This is a genomic window from Aquimarina sp. TRL1 (assembly GCF_013365535.1).
In the GTDB taxonomy this organism is placed as follows: Bacteria; Bacteroidota; Bacteroidia; order Flavobacteriales; family Flavobacteriaceae; genus Aquimarina; species Aquimarina hainanensis.
In genome coordinates this window covers 4,796,693-4,815,490 of the sequence record NZ_CP053590.1, presented here as the reverse complement: position 1 = coordinate 4,815,490, position 18,798 = coordinate 4,796,693, and the positions used below count along the sequence as shown (strand labels likewise).

The following is an 18,798-nucleotide window of genomic DNA, read 5'->3' as shown; positions in this document are numbered from 1 at the left end:
GAAGAGAAAGTTATGCTCTTCCTTAAAATACAAAGACCAGTATTATTGCGATATACTGGTCTTTGATGTTATTTATTCTAAAAAGAATACGATAAACTTATCTTATAGTTGCGTTCCTGCCCCACAAAGTATTGATTGGCATATATAGCATCTGTAAAATATAATTCATCTGTGATATTATTGAGATTAAAAGCGATTCGTGCATTCTTTATTTCATAAAAAAGAGTCCCGTCTAATGTAGTATATGCGGGTAATTCATAGGTGTTATCTGAATTGGTGTAATTAGCAGAAGTATGGTTCATCCCGAATCCAATTCCCAATCCTTTGAATTTTGTAGTAGGTAATTTATAACTTACCCAGGCATTGGCGAGATGTTTTGGAGCAAAAGGAAGTTGATTTCCCTCTGGGGTGGTTTGCAATTCCCTATTATAATCACTGATAGACGCATCAGCAAATGCATATCCCGCTTTAATAAATAATCCATTAATAGGATGAGCTTGAATATCGAATTCTATCCCTTTAGAGTCCGCTTCACCAATCTGTCTGTAATCTTCAACACTTGTTTTTTCTACAATATTGTTTTTTAGCATGTAAAAGGCAGAGAAAGTGGCAGCAAGTACTTTGTTTTGATATTTAATTCCGGCTTCTGTCTGATATCCGGTTTCAGGATCAAAAACTTGTCCATTAGGAGCGATTCTTCGGGTTGGCTTAAAATAATCAGAATAAGAAGAGAATATACTAATATGTTTGGTTGGCTGATAAACTAATCCGGAACGAAGTGTAAAAGCAGTCGAAGGAATTTTTGTTTTTTCACCGTATTCCAAAACGTTTCTGTTATTATCGATTTCATCTCGGTAGTAGGTACCATTAAAAATGTCATACCTCATACCGATCATTACTTTTACCTTGGGAAGTAGGTGGATTAAATCCTGAATAAAGAAAGAATTGACAAATTCTTCTTTGACATCTACTCTTTTGTCTACAGCTTCAATATGTCCCTGGTTTAATATAGGGTTTTGAACTGCAATCGTGCTAAAAGTTCCTTCTCCGATAACCTCACCTCTAAATGTTTTTCGATCCAGATAACTAAGGCTATACCCAGCAACTGAGGTATGAGATATTTTTCCTGTTTTGAATGTATATGAAAGGTCTAGTTGATTTTGTAGTGTTTTGGTCGTATGATTAAAATAGAAAGGAAATGCTCTGGTGATAGAGTCTTTGGTCTCGTTTACTTCTAAAAATTCTGTCGAAAGATAATCAATATCATCGTCAGAATAAGAGAGGTGATTCGAAAGCTTTAGATCATCTGAAAAAGTGTGTGTGTATTTTAATTGATAATCAAAACGCTTGTGTCTCAGATAATCCTGAGGATCATTGTATCGGGTTTCAGGATCCATTCCTTTTATAAGAGATCCGTCTTCATCGACAGGAATTCCCGTATCGGTGTCATAAACATCATTATTTGCCTGAATATAAAATTCAAAAGCATCTTTTTGAGTAGGAGAGAACTCTAGCATAAGAGCCCCGTTATTGGTTTCTACTCCATAATCTCTCCAGCCATTTGTTCGGGTAATTCCAAAATCAGCTCTGTACTTTAATGTTTCACTAATCGGACCTCCAATACCAAAAGAAGCGTTATAGGTATCAAAACTTCCGTATGTAGCTGTAACATTTCCGGTTTGTTGATCCGTAGGTCTTTTTCGTACCAGATTAATGATTCCTCCTAGAGCAGAGTGTCCGTATAAGACTCCTGCGGGTCCTTTTAGTACTTCTATATAATCTACATTTGCCAAATTGGTAGAAGGGGCACTGGTAGATAGGTTATGACGTTCATCCCGTACTCCGTCAATTAATAAAACAAAGTTGTTAAACCCTCTTATTCTAAAAGTTTGAAATCCTCCGTACCGGTTGATTGGTCTAACTCCTGTCACACTTTTGACAGCATCTCCTAAATCGGTAACATTACGTTGTTCCATTACTTTAGGAGAGAGGGTATTAATTACGATAGGGTTGTCTAAGTTTTCAATATTTAATTTTCCGACTTTAGGGCGATTGTGTCGGTTTGTTGAATGACCAATTACTACCTGAGATAGAGAGGTTACACTTTTTTGTAAACTGATATTAAGTGTTTTTGAAGCAGATGAAATATTTGTTTGTAGTGTTTTATCCTCATAGCCAATAGCTGTAATTACTAATGAGATTTCTCCCGTAGGAACGGTGATCGAATAATAACCTTGTTGATTTGTAGCAGTACCTTTTTGAGCATTTAAAATACTGATAGAAACATTAGGGATTCCTTTAGACGAATCCACATCGGTAATCATTCCTTTTAGTGTTGCATTTTGTTGGGCATAGCCAATGAGGTGTAACAAGATCAATGCACCACATAACATAATTTTTTTCATTATTAAAAATTAAAGTTAGGTGGGAAAAGTTGTAGAAATAATAAGACTACCTATTTCTCTATTCATAGGAGCTTTGTTATATCTAACCCTTTACCCGAGAGTTAATACTGTTATGATGAGATATGGCAGGTCTCCTGACTTTACACTTTAGCTATCACCTTCCCATATTTAAATACAGTGGTTATATCGATAGTAATTTTTAGCATGTATTACAGTTGCGGGAACAGTTTTGGATTTGCACCAAATTCCCTTTTAATTTTTACTAAAGCGAAATATTTTTCACTTTATGTGTAAAAAACCATAAATCGGCTGCGAATATACTCGTTTTGTTTATATGAGCGAGAGGATAATCTCTTTTCTTTTTGTTAATGTAGTTTTAGGAAGTGTTTCTATATTGAAAGACAGGTTTTTATAAGTTTTGATAAGATGCTCATGTATTCGCATTGCTTCCTTGAAAGTTTGTGGACGTTGCGGATCATTTACATAAATTTCTTTCCAAGGAGGAAGTAGAAATACCGTATTTTTATAATATTTCTTATAAGGAAAATGTTGTAGATATCCCGGAATGAAATAAGATTGCGATGTCAGATAGGCGGTCATATCTGCGAGCCCTCTGTCTACAAAAGATATTTCATTAACAGGGGATTTTAATTCTTCTATCGTTTTTTGATAGATCAATTCTGCAAAACCGAGAATATCTCCCCAGGGAGTTTTATTTCCTTTTAGTTTTTGTTGATGCTGTATCACTTTCCGGGATAATTCAGAAAAGCAATGAATTCCTTCTTTCTGTAATTGAAGAAGTAAACTGCTTTTACCGGTACCGGGAGCTCCTGTTATAATATACCTTTTACTCACTAGGTTATAGGAAATAATGTAAACTACAAATTAAAACGACAAAAATAAGGGTTACTTTTTGATTTATGGCCGCTACCTTTTTTATTTCATAATCTTTAATATCTCTAGGATTAGTGCCGATATAGGGTTTATCTACTAATTGTCCGTGATAATAATTTGGTCCTCCAAAACGGCAATCTAATACGGCTGCAAGTGCTGCTTCAGGGTACCCTGCATTCGGACTGGAATGTTGTTTCCCATAGGTAATTACAAATGGAAGTTTATGTAGTTTAAACGACACCAGAAGAATTAAAAAAGCTGTTATCCTAGCGGGGATATAATTAACGACATCATCTGTATAGGCTGCAAATTTTCCAAACAAAAAATAACGTTCATTTTTATAACCAATCATGGAGTCCAGCGTATTGATCATTTTATAAGTCATGGCTCCGGGGATTCCCAAAATAGCATAGTAAAATAAAGGGGCAATAACTCCATCACTTAGGTTTTCGGACAAAGTCTCAAAAACGGCAGTTTTTATTTCTTGTGGAGAAAGTTTATCGGTTTGTCGACCAACAATCCATGAGAGTCGTTTTCGCCCTTCTTCCAGACTAGAAGCCAGTGCTCTGAAAACAGCCTTTCCTTCCTGAATCAAGCTCATATTGGCAATACTGTAGAAAACAAAAACCGCAATAAATGGATACTGTAATATCGGATAAGTACTCAAAAAAGATGCTGTAAAGAAAAAGAAAGCAAATACTCCGGTTGATAAGGTTATGGTAAGGAACATTCCTTTGAAAAAACGTGCCGGAGCGGTATTCAGGTTACGTTCTGCTTTATAGATCAAGGTTCCAAAGGTACGAATGGGGTGAGGAAGCCACCTGGGATCTCCTAATAATAAATCTAAGAGGTATCCGGCTATCAAGGGAATTATGAGGTATAACTTATCCACTGTCGTAATGCGTTAATGAGTAGTTGATTTTTGGAGGTATCCTGACTGGCAACTCTAAAATAGTGAGCATCCAATCCTTTAAAATTAGAAGCATCTCGTATAAGAATCTGATGCTTAAAAATTAAATATTCCTTTAGCGCTTTTACCTGCGGGGTATTCATCTTTACTAAAAAATAATTAGTTGAGGAAGGGTGTACAGAGAAACCATTGAGTTGCTGTATTTGCCTTTGTAAATCAAGACAGTTATCTAGTACATCAGATATGGGAGGGTACAAAGTATTGTAATTTGCATAGATGTACTTTCCTGCTTCAATTGCAATAGTATTGACGCTCCATGGCATTTTAACTTGTTCTATCTTGTTTTTTAAAGAAGAGGAACTAAGTAAATACCCTAATCGGATTCCTGGGATAGAGAATACCTTGGTCAAGGAGCGTACAATAATCAGATTATCATATTTTTCTATTAGCGATATACATGATTGTATAGATAGTGAAAAATCGATATAGGCTTCGTCAATGACGAAAGTAGTGGCAGGGTATTTTTCGAGAAGGGTTGCAATTTCTGCCGGAGTATTGCTATATCCGTCTGGATTATTAGGATTGCAGATGAAAGCAATTTCTTCATTGAAACTTTCCTGAAGAATAGCAGATCTTAGATAATGGCGTACGGTTACTTTATTTGCCTGGCATGCATCCTCATACTCAGAAAAAGTAGGGAATAGTATTGCAGCATGCATTCCGGAAAAAGCATTAGCTATCAGGTAAAATGCTTCTGTTGCTCCATTAGTAATGAGTACCTGGTCAGAAGCAACCTCATGGTGCTTTGCGATTATAGTTGCTAACTCATCTGCTCCTGGAGAAGGATAGTTTCCTATAGACGGAAGTTGAAGCGAGAGATAAGTTAATAAAGCTTTGGAGGTTCCAGCATGCCATACATTAGAACTAAAGTTTGCTTTAAAATTTATATTGTAACGATATCGGTCGTCCCCGTGCCCATAAATCATATCTCTACTTGCATTTCTTTTATAATATGATCAATATCCATTGTTTTCTCTAGTAAATCAGCTAATTTATCATAATTTTCCTGCTTGTATTCTTCATAATCAAATGCTACTTTTTCTTGAGAAAAATCCTGTAGTAGATCATCGATCACAATTTGGTTGTCCAAAATTCCATGAATGTATGTCCCCCAGCAATTATCTAGAATCACTCCTTCATGGGTTTGGTTGAGTTGGTTTAGAAAAGGAATACCTTTATCTGTAGTCGTATTTCCCATATGAATTTCATATCCTTTACAGGCTTCTTTATATTGTTTGAATGTAAACTCACATTGGGTCGTTACTTTTTCTCTGGTCAGCACTGTTTGGATAGGAAGTATTCCGAGACCGGGTATTGTTTTGATGCTACTCTCTACATGGTACGGATCTGTAATTACTGTTCCAAGCATCTGATATCCTCCACAAATCCCAATAATTTTTTTCCCGTTTTCATGTGCGAAAAGAATTTCTTTAGCCAGTGTTTTGTCTCGCATAAATTGTAAATCTCTGATCGTGTTCTTACTACCAGGAATAATGATAATATCTGCATTTTTAATCCCTTCAGGGGAGTCTGTATAATACAAATGTGTTCTGGGATCTTTCTCCAATACATTAAAATCTGTATAATTAGAAAGATAAGGAAGCAGCACAACCGCTATATTAATGGTTCCGTCTTTTGCCGTGGTATTTTTTTGAAGTAACCCTACAGAGTCCTCCTCTTCTATATAGATATCACTGGCATAGGGAACGATTCCGATAACGGGGATTCCTGTTAGTTTTTGAAGTATTTGTTTCCCTTCTTCGAAGAGTGAAATATCTCCTCTGAATTTATTGATTACAATACCTTTAACCAATTCTTTTTCCCAGGGTTCTAATAAAGCAATACTACCATATACACTGGCAAAAACACCTCCTTTGTCAATATCAGCAACCAGATATACATTGGCATTAGCCGCTTTGGCCATCCTCATATTCACAATATCCCTGTTTTTTAGGTTTAATTCACTAATGCTTCCAGCCCCTTCTAATACAATAGGAGAGTACATTTTTGCTAAGGATAGAAAAGCTGTCGTAGCTTCTGAGAATAATTGTTCTTTGTTATTGCCTAAAAAATACTCTTTAATGGTCTGATCTCCGATTGGTTTTCCATGCAGTACTACCTGTGAGGTATTAGAACCAGATGGTTTTAGTAATACGGGATTCATATTAGTAGAGCAAGGGATACCACAAGCTTCTGCCTGTACAGCCTGAGCACGTCCTATTTCCAGTCCTTCGGGAGTAGCATAGCTATTCAAAGACATGTTTTGAGCTTTGAAAGGGGCAGGAGTATATCCTCTGTTTTTTAGAACTCTGCATATTCCGGTAACTAATATACTTTTACCCACATCAGAGCCTGTACCCACAAACATAATAGGTCGTGATTTTTTCATGTATTTATTCCTGTACAGTTATACATATCATTTCTCTATACGATGGAAACAAAATATTTCCTGTTTAAAGAATTTCAAAATTAATTATTTTGAATTGTTATTTTACATTTTGAAAATATAATCCCGCAATAAAATAGGATCAGTTCGTTTTTGAGACGATATAATTTCCTCGATCATAGAAGGGTAGAAGCCTTAAGGAGAATTGTATAGAATATCTGATTGTTTGATTTGCTATTTCGTATAGATATACAGAAAAGTGTATCCGTTGCTCAATACGGATTAAGTTACTATAGCATTAGAAAGAAGATTGAGAGAACTGATTATTTGTGCAGGAATTAGTGTGTTCTTACAATGTTATTCTGCTTCATAAATCCGACTTTTCTAAATCGCATTCCCATCCAGGTATTATTGATGGATAGGTGATCCACCGGACGCAAATTATAATCGCCTAGCACGCCCCATCCGGTTTCTTTGGAAACTTGATAAGGTCCTTTTGTCGAATATTTTTTAGGATAAGCAAACCACAAAATGGCGTCACCTACTAATTTCGGGTAAATAGTCTCTATTCGGTTCTCTATTTGTTGCTTATGAGTAACAAAAACCAACGCAAAATCTACTTCAGAAACCTGGATTAAGGATTCTTTTATAGTAATGTTTTGTAATTTCTCTAATTCCTGATTAAACCCTTCAGGTTCATTCAGAATTAAAATTTCATCAAAGTTTTTTGGTAGCTGTAATTTTTGAAAAAGAGGAGTTGTCATAATCAAGTATTTTAAAGGAAAGAAGTCTCTTAAAGATACTAAAAAAAAGTGTAAATACCTATCGGTATATACTAGATTAGGTGGTTTTTAAAGGAGAGAAGGAAGGAGTAAGCAGATTTTAATTTATTAAAATTAACAATTTTAGTTAGAAATAAATAATAGATGGGCGCTTTTTGTTTTAAATCGACAAAAAGTGTCATTAATCGAGGAATATGTGTTTTGTATAGCGGTTATTTTGCCGGTTAGAATCCTAATTTGGTACATTCATTATTTCATAGCAAAAGGTATAAAATAAGATGTGATGAAAAATGATGAATTAGAAATTACTGATTTAAAAGAAATTATACGGAAATTGATTTCTTTTATAGTTGTTGACGGAAAAAAGTATATTAGTGATGATGCCCAAAAGAGGGCGTATGTATTAGGGTATTTACATTTATTAGCCAAAGTCATTAATTTTATAGAAGAGGAAGACGAATTCACAGCGGTAGAAAACATAGCTGATGATATTTCAACATATATAGAATAGTGAGAAATAGCGATACTTTTCTAAACTTATCTTTTCGTCCTGAGAGCAGCGCAGCGCTAAGGGGGAGCGCTTTACTATCGGCTACACTATTTTTGTTGATATAATCTTTACAGGACATGCTTTTGCTGCAAGATCACAACCCTCATAGATTTCATTATCTTCTGATTTTATTGTGTAGAACCCTTTTTTTTCTACTGATTTTAGCAATACAGATTTCCCGTCTTTCTTAGACATTTGGAATTGTTCCGGGGCGAATTCTACACAATAATTACACCCGATACATTTTTTTCTTTGTAGTGTGACTACTACCATTATTTGTTTTTAACGATTTTGTATAATTTATCTGAAAGTCGGATTCTAAAATCCAAAGGAATGGTACAAGAATCTCCTTTTTTTGCTGTTTGATGAGGTTCATCATTAACGAGCATTTCTGTAAGTGTAAACTCTTTAACTCCTGTAGTAGGACCAGTAATGAGGAGCGTATCTCCTATGGTAAGATCGTAGGCTTCTATCTTGAATTCTCCAATTTTATTTTTAGGAAAATAATGCTGACCTTTTCCAATATAGACTTTCTTTTGAATAGCTTTAGAACCGTCTATATTACTCCATTCTCCTAGTTTTTGACCTAAGTAATATCCGCTCCAGAATCCTCTGTTGTACACTTTACGTAAGCTATCCATCCATATGGAAACTTTTGCTTTTGTAAAATGCCCTTCATAATATGCATCAATAGCTTCTCTATAGGTAGCGATTACCTGAGCAACATATTCGGGAGCCCGTCCTCTTCCTTCAATTTTTAAGACTTTAATTCCGGTATCAATAACCTGATCCAGAAAATCGATAGTGCATAGGTCTTTTGGAGACATCATGTATTCATTATCCAATTCTATTTCGAATCCGCTATCCTGATCAATCACCGTATATTTTTTTCTGCAGTTTTGCTTACAGGCACCTCTGTTGGCAGAAGCGTTGTGTGAATGAAGACTGAGATAACATTTTCCGGAGACGGCCATACATAATGCACCATGACCAAATATTTCGATTTCTATCAGGTTGCCCGAAGGTCCGGTGATTTGTTCTTTTTCTATCAGAGAAACTATTTTTCGAACTTGTCGCAGGCTTAATTCCCGGCTTAAAACCATAGTATCGGCAAACATGGCATAAAACCGGACGGTCTCAATATTGGTTATATTAATTTGAGTAGAAATATGGACTTCCATGTCAATCTGTCTGGCATAGGAAATAACTGCTTGATCCATTGCAATTACTGCTGTCACTCCAGCTACTTTTGCAGCATTGAGTACTGTTTTTATAATAGACAAATCATGATCGTATATAATCGTATTAAGGGTAAGGTATGTTCGGATGTTTTTACTATAGCATCTTCGGGTGATTTCTTCTAAGTCGTCTATTGTAAAGTTGATACTGGCACGAGCTCGCATATTTAATTGTTCAACTCCAAAGTATATGGAATCAGCCCCGTTATCAATAGCTGCTTGCAATGATTCAAAATTACCGGCAGGTGCCATTAGTTCTATTTTACCAGATGATGTCATGATACGTTTGTTTAAAATCTTTTAGTTTTTTGAAGAAAGGGAATTTATGTTATAATAAGGGATGATGGTTCATCTATTGTTTTGCAAATTTTAATGCGAACATCAACAGCTGTAATTCCTTTAGAATTCCCTATTAATGGATTGATATCCATTTCTGAAATCTCGGGAGCTATTGATACTAATGCTGAAATACGTTGGATGATATCTATAAAGTAGGTTTCGTTGATTCCTTTTTTTCCTCGGGTTCCTTGTAGTATTTTATATCCTTTGAGTGATTGAATCATACGAGAAGCTTCTATCTTAGAGATTGGACTAAGTCCGGCGGCTACATCGTTTAGGATTTCGATAAAGATTCCTCCCAGACCACATAAGATTGTATGAGTAAATCCTGTTTCTTTTTTAACCCCCACAAAAAGTTCTATTCCTGAGATCATAGGTTGTGCCATCACAGCGATTGCTCCTTTAATTGACATTAATTGATCGAAGGCAGTCTCCGCTTCTGTTGCGGTATTGATATTAAGAAGCACGCCTTGATGATCAGATTTATGGATTGGTCCTACTACTTTCATTACCATAGGAAATCCAATTTCCTTACTTTTTTTTAGAAACTCTTTTTTGGATGCATCTATAATTTCAGGAACTCGTGGAATTCCTGTTGCATCAATTAAGGAAATGGTTCTTTCCGGAGAGAGGTAACCGTCATCAGAAGCATCAATGAGATGTCGAATCGTTTCTTTGTCTATTTCGGGTAATGTGACTTCAGAAGGAGTAGGGGCTGGAGTTTTGTATACTTGTGCTAATGCTTTTCCGAGAACGACTTCATCCGGGAAATTGATATTTCCTTTGGCTAAAAAGGTTTGGATTTCTTTTTGAGCATTGACAATAGAAGGAAGCACAGGGAAAATAGGCTTCTTACAGATGTCAAGTTTTACACTTAATACATTGTATACGTTTTCCACATCAAATAAGCCAGGACTGCCAAAAACGACAACCATAGCGTCGATATGGTCAAATTTATGCTCACAATAATCAATAATAATTCCGAGCTGTTCTGCCGTACCTGTTGCTAAAAAATCAATGGGATTATTAACAGAAGACCCTGGATGCAAAAAATGCTGCAATGCTGTTGCCTCTTCTCCTGTAATCGGTGGAATTTGTAACCCTCCTTTGGAGAGTACATCGGTGAGCATCACTGCAGAGCCACCTGCATGCGTTATAATCGCTATATTTTTTCCTTTTAGCTCTTTATAATTAAAAATAGAGGCAACACTTATCAATTCTTCTCTACTGCTACAATATACAATTCCTGCTTTTTTAAACAAGGCTCTAATCGTCATATCAGAACTGGCAATTGCTCCTGTATGAGATGTTGCCGCTCTGCTTCCTTCAGACGTACTTCCTGCCTTGATTGCCGCTATTTTGGCTCCTTTATTGATTAAAGAAGAAGCGTGTTTCAAAAATTTTCCAGGGTTTTTAATCGTTTCCAGGTAGAGAAGCTTTACAGGAGGAGATACAGTATGTACATAGTGCATATCCATATATTCTAGTATTTCTTCTGCTCCGATTTGCGCTCCATTGCCAATAGAATACATAGAAGCAAATTTTACCCCAAGGGGAATTCCAGCTTCCATAATAAATACCGCTGTGGCTCCAGAACTGGAAATAAGGTCACAGCCACCCGCGTCAAAAGGAGGAATGGGAGTAGTGAACACGCCTTTGTAATGGTTATTGGAAACACCAATACAATTAGGTCCTATAAGGCAGGCATTATGCTTGTGAATTAAGGTACTAATTTTCTGTTCTAAGACAGCCCCCTCTTCATCAGCTTCCGAAAAACCAGCAGATATGATGATAAATGCTTTTGTGTTTTTTTCTTCGAGGAGCATTTGTACACTGCTCAGACAGTATTTTGCAGGGATTGCCAATATAGCTAACTCTGTGTCAGGAATATCTTTTATATTTTGATATGAAGGTATTCCCTGTACCTTGTTTTCTTTAGGATTGACAATAGATAGTGTCCCCTGATATCCACCATCAATACAGTTTTTTACAATTTTACCTCCTGGTTTTTTAATATCGTTAGATCCACCAACAATAACAATGCTTGCCGGATTGATGAGTTGCTCGTTTACCATAAGTTGATTTATACAGCCGGTAAAAGTAGGTTTGACAATAAAGGTAATAAATGACAAAAGTCATGTTTGTATGAAAAAGAAAAATGTAGTAAAGATCAGATATAAATTCTTTTGAATACTATGATTTAAATCATATGTAAAGGAAATTGCTTCTTATAATTTTGTTTTTACAAAACAAAAGATTGGTTTATAACGTGGGGATTAAAGAAAAGATAGCGCGATTAAAAAAACAAAAGAATGCAGTTATTTTAGCGCATTATTATCAGGATGAAGCTATTCAGGAAATAGCAGATTATGTAGGAGATAGTCTAGGATTATCTCAAAAAGCGGCAGCAACAAAAGCTGATATTATTGTTTTTGCCGGGGTACATTTTATGGCAGAGACTGCAAAAATATTAAATCCAGAAAAAAAGGTGGTATTGCCAGATATGACAGCGGGTTGTTCTCTGGCAGACTCATGTCCTCCTGATGCTTTTAGGAAACTAAAAGAGGCACATCCGGATCATACTGTAATTACCTATGTAAATTGCAGTGCAGAAATTAAAGCAATGACGGATATTGTGTGTACTTCATCCAATGCACTGAAAATAGTCAATTCGATTCCTGAAAATCAACCGATTCTTTTTGCACCCGATAAGAACTTAGGAAAATACATTATAAAGGAAACAGGAAGAGACATGGTATTATGGGATGGGAGCTGCATTGTACATGAAGCTTTTTGTATCGATAAGTTATTGGATCTGTATAAAAAACATCCGGGTGCAGTTATTATAGCGCATCCTGAGTCTGAAGAACATATACTGAAAACAGCAAGGTATATTGGTTCTACCGCAGGAATGATTCAGTATGTAAAAGATCATCCTGATAGTACATTTATTGTAGCGACTGAAGTTGGGATTTTGCATAAAATGAAAGAAGAAGTTCCGGAAGCAGTTCTTATTCCTGCTCCGGTAGAAGAAGATAATACCTGTGCATGTAGTGAGTGTGGTTATATGAAAGTCAATACGCTACAGAAGCTATACAATTGTCTGGAGAAAGAAAGCCCATCGATAGAAGTTGATCCGGTTATTAGAGAAAGAGCATTACTTCCGATTCAAAGAATGTTAACACTATCTAAATAGTTCCTTATGATATATACAGATTATTTGGTCATAGGTTCTGGAATAGCGGGGCTTACTTATGCGATTAAAATTGCCTCGAGATTCCCTACGCGGAATGTAACAATTATAACAAAAATGAGCGAGGAGGAATCAAATACTAAATATGCACAAGGAGGCGTCGCGGTTGTTCTTAATAGAACAACAGATTCTTTTGAAAAACATATTTCTGATACCTTGATAGCAGGGGATGGGTTGTGTGATGCGTCAATTGTAAAATTAGTTGTAAAAGAGGGTCCCGAATTATTGCAGGAACTGATCAATTGGGGAGCATCGTTTGATACGGGAGAAAATGGAGAATTTGATTTGGGAAGAGAAGGAGGGCATTCTGAGTATCGAGTACTACATCACAAAGACAGTACTGGTTATGAAATAGAAAAAACATTGTTGCAACAAATAGATGTGCTACCTAATATAACATTACTAACACATCACTTTGCAATTGATCTTATCACAGAGCATCAGGTGTATTCAACAGCCAAAAATATCCAGAAATGCTTCGGAGTCTATGTTTTTGACCAGAAAACCAACGCGGTAAAAACGATAAAAGCTGGGAATACATTATTAGCATCAGGAGGGATTGGTCAGGTATATGGGCATACTACTAACCCTGCAATTGCTACCGGGGATGGAATTGCAATGGCATATAGGGCAAAGGCGAATATACAAGATATGGAATTTATTCAGTTTCATCCAACTGCGATGTATTCTAAAAATAAAGGAGCCTCTTTTTTAATATCGGAAGCTGTTAGAGGATTTGGTGCTTTTTTAAGAAATGTAAAAGGAGAACGTTTTATGCTGCAATATGATACCAGAGGAGAGCTAGCTTCCAGGGATATCGTATCTCAATGCATTGATAAAGAGCTTAAAAAAACGGCAACTACATACGTGTTTTTAGACTGCACTCACTTGGAGGTCTCTGCTTTTAAAAAGCATTTTCCTATGATTTATGAAAAATGTATTGAGTGTGGTATTGATATTAAGAATGATTGGATTCCTGTTATTCCAGCGTCTCATTATGTTTGTGGAGGAATTGTAGTGGATGAAAACGGGAAGACTTCTTTAGATAATTTGTATGCCTGTGGAGAATGCTCGAGAACAGGACTGCATGGAGCAAATCGTTTAGCATCAAATTCTCTATTAGAGGCATTGGTATTTGCAGATAGGGTTTATAAGCACCATACTACTTTACTTCCTGAAACTATGGAGAACATAGATATTCCTGATTGGGTAGAGATAGAAATACCTACATTGTTGGATATGAGAATTATAGAAGTATATAGAAAGAACTTGCAAAAATTGATGAGGCAATATGCAGGAATTGTTCGCAGTAATAAGGAGTTAGAAATAGCAGTGTATTCCCTTGCTGAAATTTATAAAAAAGTAGAAAAATTATACAAGCATAATAGCATCCATGTTGAGTTATGCGAACTACGAAATATGATTAATGTAGCACATATGATCATTACGCAATCGATTGCCAGAAAAGAGAACAGGGGAGGGTATTATAATAAAGATCTCGTCACAGAGAAAATCACCAGGTAAGCTTTTTTTCCAAATCAATTGTTTTTGGATGTAATATATTTTGTTCTACAAAAGCATAGTGCTGTATAACTGCCTCAATTTCGCGGCTTTTTGTTAGTAAATACAAAGCCGGTTTAGCAAATGCCGGAGTATTGGAAAGCGATTGCAATAAAAGATCGATTTTCTCTAGAGAACTCTTTATGGCTGTGTATTCCTTTTCTATATTGAATATAGGGTTTGTAACAGTGGCAAATTTAGGAAAGGTTAATAACATTCCTGTTTTCTGAACACTAACCATTTCTTTTATAAAAGGATAGAGGATGAGTTCTTTTTTTTCGATATGAGTTGCTAATTGATTAGCGAGATCGTAACATATATTTTCGGTTTCTATTAAAGTGTCTGAATCAAAACCTACGTTTTTTTTATTGAATAGTCTTAATAATCGGATAATTTGTTGGGTGAGATGAAGGTGATGATGATGTATGATGTGTTCTACCAATGCATCTAATGACCATTGATCGTATTCCAAGCTCTTATGTCTATTGATGAAATCCTGTTGTATTTTCTCAAAAACAATTCCATTACGATCACAAATAGTTCCGATTGGTATATGTTTGGAAGAAGAGTAATCAATTTTATAAGTATTGAGAATATCAAGCGTATATCGATATTCTTTAATAAGTTCTAAAATGATTTTTTCTTTTTCTATCATTAAGGGGATTTTCTACTAAGGGTTTATTTTGTGTTAAAATTACAAAAGTATAATAAGGATAATAATAGGAGCTGTTATTATCCTTAAAATATTTTAAAAAGTATTGAAAAAACAAAAAACTTTAAGAGGTTGCGCTTGTGTTCGTGATATCGATAAGGATTTTCTGTAATTTTTTTTGATTTTCTTCTAATGCTTTCAGAATTTCCTTTTTAGAGGAAGTAAAATACGATTCGATATTCGTAAATAATGCTTGATAATAGGAAATTCCTTCTTTTAGGTTATTACTAAACGTACACAGATACTTTTGTTGTTTTTGATCCATTTGATGTTTAGAGTTGTCAAATGTTTTTTTGAGGTAATTGATATAAATTCCTAGTTCTTTGATAAACAGGTTGGGACGATCTGTTCGGGAAATCATATTATCACGACCATAGATGTGATCTGTCATTTCCCGTAATTTCATAACTTTTGAAAAGTAGGCCATATTAGGACCGGGACAAACAGAAACTCCGGTTCCTTCTTTTTTAGTATCAAGGTTATATTTTAAAAGGGCAGAGGTTCCCAAGCCGACACAGGTACAGGATTTTTCTGTGATTTTAGCAAGTTCTTTTTGATAGGTCTGCTCAGAAAGTCTAGCACCTTGTAGTTCCTTTATCTTTAGATATTGATATTGTCTGGAAGCAGTACAGAGTCCTTTATCATTATGCTCTTTATTAAGTGCAACAAATTTTTTGGGACATGAACTTCCCGGTCGTCCTTTTTTTATGTTGTTTTCTTTTTCTTCGTCTTTGGTGTTTCCTTTGAGATTATTAAAAGGAACTCCAAGAGGAGAAATATCACTGAGATATAAGTCTTTTTCTCTGGCAGCTGCTAATTGGTTCATTGTTTTCTCATCTACGGTTGTCGATTCAGGAACCAATAAGAAAGGGGAACCCCAGCCTACAGAATCTACCTGGTAATGATCCAGAATAAAGTGATGTTCCTCGGAGGTACCTACTCCTCCTTGAGCAGTAATTTTTACAGCAAATGGTTTTTGAGGAGGAGAAAATCCTTTTTGTTCCAGTGCAGGAACCAATGTTTGATACACCGTTTGAATCAATGCTTCACGTTTTTCTTTGAATTGCTCGAGAATAGGTCCCATTAAATATCCATCTGTGGCAAAGGCATGACCCCCACAATTAAGCCCTGATTCTATTCGATATTCAGATACCCATAATCCCTTTTTGGCTAAAAAACGTCCTTGAATTAAAGCTGAACGATAATCACTGACCTTGAGGACTAATTTTTTCTTTAATACCCCGTTTTTATCGGGATAAAAATCTTCAAAATTCTCAATATAACTATACAATCTGGGATTCATTCCTGCTGATAAGATTAAAGAGGAGTGAAGGGTGCTGTTAGCATAGCCCCTTAGTGCTGCATGAGCATCATTGTATGCAGTAGGTAGTTTCTCTTTCTTGTTATAATTATCCTTATCCACTTTAGTCATGATATTCACATCAATACTACCTAACGAAAGATGCTCCTTAAACCATGTTTTTATATCTGCCTGAGAGAAATATTGATGAGTCAGCTGATTGAATTCTTTTTTTATCTCAGAAGAATCAGGAAGCATCTGGATATACTCTTTTATTTCTTTTGTTGTTTCGAAAGTTGCATTTTTGATTTTTTCGAATTTTTCTTCAGCCAGTTTGTGGATTAAATTCAGATAAGAAGTAATTCGTTTTGCTCTAAAATCATCAATTTTATCTGTAATTTCTTTATATGGAATTTCGAATTTAGAACAGTACATTTTTCTGAGCTTTTCTATGAGGATATCATCTACCAGCGATATGGCAGAATCAATACCTAGTGGAGCAACTTTGAGGGGAGTGTCAATGGTAAAACCAATACCCATCACAGGAATATGAAAGGTGTGTGTCTTCATGCGTATGATCTGAATTAAATTAATTTTTAAAGGTTGATATCAGATGAGAGATAGGTGTTTTGAATAGCTCTCCATACATTTTAGAGAAACTATATAACCATAAAATGGTACTAAACTCGTAGTATACCTGATATAAACGATGCAAGGTAGGGGATGAAGGGGAGGCAAAATATGATAAAAATCATATTTAGGGTGTTGTTTAGAGGAAAGAAAGAATAAAAAAAGCCATACCAATTGCGATGATATGGCGGTATTTTATTATAAATGAGGTTATTTTATTATTGTTTCGATTCCTTGAATTAAAGGAGAACCACTAATAGATTCATGAATGGTAATAAGTGTAATATGGGTATGGGTATTTTCATATAACCCTTTACTATAGCATAAAAATTTATAGAAAAATCCCTGATTTACCAGGATAGATACAGCAATAGGTTTATAGTGAACCCCAGGAAGTTCTTCAGTTGCTTCTTCAAATATTTTCCCGGTGATAGAAGTTATCGGTTCATAATATGACCATCCTGTAGAAAGGTTTGTTCCGTCGAATGTTTTTTTCTCAGTAATATAGGAATAACCATGTAATGGTTCATGAATAGAAAGCAATGAATAGAAGGTATGACTATCTTTTGAAGCGGTTTCTACTTCACAAAAGAATTTATAATTAATTCCTGCCAGAACCTGCCTGGTTACGTATAAGGGTTTGTAATAGACTCCTGATAGATTTTTGGTAATGGTGTGTATGACATTTTTAGAATCACTATCCGCCGGGGTACAAGTAGACCACATCCCCCATGCGGTTCCTTGTGGTTGATCTAATACTTTCATGTTCTTGTTGTTTATTTTGTTTAAAATGTATTCAATACTCAAATATATCGCTTGTAAAGTGATAAAATATTTCATGATATTTCAATACAGTTTTGGGGTGTTTATTGCTGAGATAGTTGACTTATAAAATGATATTAATCAGTAAGTTTTGAAAGTAAACAAATATCTTTGCAAAATATAATACAGCATGTTTGTAGAATGATGAGCAGGGGATACCCTACGAATGGATTATTATTCCAGAAAGGAGTTGTTATGTTGGCAGATTTAGCTTTTACAAGTTGTTGAATTAGAGTTTGATAAATAACTATTAACTAAAGAATAATCATATGAATAAGGTATTAACAATACTGTTTGTGTTTGTATTTTTGGGATGTGCATCTTCTAAAAAAGTTGGAAAAGAAGAAATATTATGGATACATAGTGCTAAAGTTCCTTGTATGGGAGTTGCACCTATGAGCTGTTTTTCTGTTAAGAAAGAAGGAACAGGAGTATCTCAGGACTGGGAGTTATTTTATGATACGATAGAAGGGTTTTCATATGAACCGGGATATTTATATAAGATTAAAGTAGGAGTAACAGATATTCCTGTAGAAATGGTTCCTGCAGATGCTTCTTCTGTAAAATATACATTAATACGGGTGATTTCTAAAGAAAAAGATGAGGGATTACGATTGTCTGATAGCTGGAAGTTGATAAAACTAAAAGAAACTAGTATCCCTAAAAATGCCAAACCTTATATGGAAATAAATATAGCAGAAAATAAGGTGTTTGGTATGGGAGGATGTAACCGATTCTCGGGAAGTATCCAAAAAGCTACTAAAACTCAATTGCAATTGGGACCTATGATGAGTACAAAAATGTTATGCGAACAGGCGGATATGGAGCATCAGTTTTTCAGAGCTTTAGAAGAAGTGATGTCGTATCGTATCGAAAACAACAAATTATACTTATTAGATGCGAATCAAAAAGAAATATTAATTCTGGCGAAGTTATTATAATAGAAAGAGGCTCTTT

The 18,798-nt window shown here is 35.2% G+C and carries 16 protein-coding genes and 1 riboswitch; of the genes, 4 read left to right on the top strand and 12 right to left on the bottom strand.

Going from position 1 to position 18,798, the window contains the following annotated elements; genetic code table 11:
• Positions 1 to 77: 77 nt before the first annotated feature.
• The 6 genes from HN014_RS19860 to HN014_RS19835 form a co-directional block, all read right to left on the bottom strand.
• Complete coding sequence (locus tag HN014_RS19860) at positions 78 to 2,405, bottom strand: TonB-dependent receptor (RefSeq protein ID WP_176030577.1); 2,328 nt, start codon at positions 2,403 to 2,405, stop codon at positions 78 to 80.
• Positions 2,406 to 2,511: 106 nt separating this feature from the next.
• Positions 2,512 to 2,723, bottom strand: a riboswitch (cobalamin riboswitch).
• Positions 2,724 to 2,735: 12 nt separating this feature from the next.
• Complete coding sequence (locus tag HN014_RS19855; protein ID WP_176030576.1) at positions 2,736 to 3,260, bottom strand: AAA family ATPase; 525 nt, start codon at positions 3,258 to 3,260, stop codon at positions 2,736 to 2,738.
• Positions 3,261 to 3,264: 4 nt separating this feature from the next.
• Positions 3,265 to 4,191 carry an adenosylcobinamide-phosphate synthase CbiB gene (cbiB, locus tag HN014_RS19850; protein ID WP_176030575.1) on the bottom strand — a complete coding sequence of 309 codons (927 nt, stop codon included), beginning with the start codon at positions 4,189 to 4,191 and terminating at the stop codon, positions 3,265 to 3,267.
• The gene (locus HN014_RS19845; protein WP_176030574.1) at positions 4,170 to 5,195 is read right to left on the bottom strand and encodes an aminotransferase class I/II-fold pyridoxal phosphate-dependent enzyme; all 1,026 of its coding nucleotides are present in this window, start codon (positions 5,193 to 5,195) and stop codon (positions 4,170 to 4,172) included. The genes cbiB and HN014_RS19845 overlap by 22 nt, the downstream gene beginning before the upstream one ends.
• Positions 5,192 to 6,658 carry a cobyric acid synthase gene (locus HN014_RS19840; RefSeq protein ID WP_176030573.1) on the bottom strand — a complete coding sequence of 489 codons (1,467 nt, stop codon included), beginning with the start codon at positions 6,656 to 6,658 and terminating at the stop codon, positions 5,192 to 5,194. Before HN014_RS19840 ends, HN014_RS19845 begins: the two co-directional genes overlap by 4 nt.
• A gap of 335 nt (positions 6,659 to 6,993) precedes the next feature.
• On the bottom strand, positions 6,994 to 7,419 hold the full coding sequence (locus tag HN014_RS19835; protein ID WP_176030572.1) for a hypothetical protein: 426 nt from the start codon (positions 7,417 to 7,419) through the stop codon (positions 6,994 to 6,996).
• A 301-nt stretch (positions 7,420 to 7,720) separates the two neighbouring features.
• Between HN014_RS19835 and HN014_RS19830 the strand changes: the two genes are divergently transcribed.
• Positions 7,721 to 7,948 carry a hypothetical protein gene (locus HN014_RS19830; RefSeq protein WP_176030571.1) on the top strand — a complete coding sequence of 76 codons (228 nt, stop codon included), beginning with the start codon at positions 7,721 to 7,723 and terminating at the stop codon, positions 7,946 to 7,948.
• Positions 7,949 to 8,029: 81 nt separating this feature from the next.
• Here the strand turns inward: HN014_RS19830 and HN014_RS19825 are convergent, their stop codons facing one another.
• From HN014_RS19825 to HN014_RS19815, 3 genes are read right to left on the bottom strand one after another with little or no spacing between them, the layout of a single operon-like run.
• Entirely contained in the window at positions 8,030 to 8,260 is a 231-nt protein-coding gene (locus tag HN014_RS19825; protein ID WP_176030570.1) for a ferredoxin, read from the bottom strand.
• Positions 8,260 to 9,504, bottom strand: coding sequence for a peptidase U32 family protein (locus HN014_RS19820; protein ID WP_176030569.1), 1,245 nt, complete (start codon positions 9,502 to 9,504; stop codon positions 8,260 to 8,262). The genes HN014_RS19825 and HN014_RS19820 overlap by 1 nt, the downstream gene beginning before the upstream one ends.
• Before the next feature lie 44 nt (positions 9,505 to 9,548).
• Entirely contained in the window at positions 9,549 to 11,639 is a 2,091-nt protein-coding gene (locus tag HN014_RS19815; protein WP_176030568.1) for an acetate--CoA ligase family protein, read from the bottom strand.
• Between the two features lie 194 nt (positions 11,640 to 11,833).
• Here HN014_RS19815 and nadA point away from each other — a divergent pair, with 194 nt between their 5' ends.
• Entirely contained in the window at positions 11,834 to 12,760 is a 927-nt protein-coding gene (gene nadA / locus HN014_RS19810) for a quinolinate synthase NadA (RefSeq protein ID WP_176030567.1), read from the top strand.
• A 6-nt stretch (positions 12,761 to 12,766) separates the two neighbouring features.
• Positions 12,767 to 14,341 carry an L-aspartate oxidase gene (gene nadB, locus HN014_RS19805; RefSeq protein ID WP_176030566.1) on the top strand — a complete coding sequence of 525 codons (1,575 nt, stop codon included), beginning with the start codon at positions 12,767 to 12,769 and terminating at the stop codon, positions 14,339 to 14,341.
• Here the strand turns inward: nadB and HN014_RS19800 are convergent.
• The 3 genes from HN014_RS19800 to HN014_RS19790 form a co-directional block, all read right to left on the bottom strand.
• Positions 14,331 to 15,032: a hemerythrin domain-containing protein gene (locus HN014_RS19800; protein ID WP_176030565.1), complete on the bottom strand. Its 702-nt coding sequence runs from the start codon at positions 15,030 to 15,032 to the stop codon at positions 14,331 to 14,333. The genes nadB and HN014_RS19800 overlap by 11 nt on opposite strands.
• 121 nt (positions 15,033 to 15,153) lie before the next feature.
• Positions 15,154 to 16,959, bottom strand: coding sequence for a hypothetical protein (locus tag HN014_RS19795; protein WP_254884047.1), 1,806 nt, complete (start codon positions 16,957 to 16,959; stop codon positions 15,154 to 15,156).
• Positions 16,960 to 17,229: 270 nt separating this feature from the next.
• On the bottom strand, positions 17,230 to 17,784 hold the full coding sequence (locus tag HN014_RS19790; protein WP_176030564.1) for a hypothetical protein: 555 nt from the start codon (positions 17,782 to 17,784) through the stop codon (positions 17,230 to 17,232).
• A gap of 326 nt (positions 17,785 to 18,110) precedes the next feature.
• On the opposite strand from HN014_RS19790, the gene HN014_RS19785 reads away from it, so the two are divergent.
• Positions 18,111 to 18,782, top strand: coding sequence for a DUF4377 domain-containing protein (locus tag HN014_RS19785; protein ID WP_176030563.1), 672 nt, complete (start codon positions 18,111 to 18,113; stop codon positions 18,780 to 18,782).
• Positions 18,783 to 18,798 lie beyond the last annotated feature (16 nt).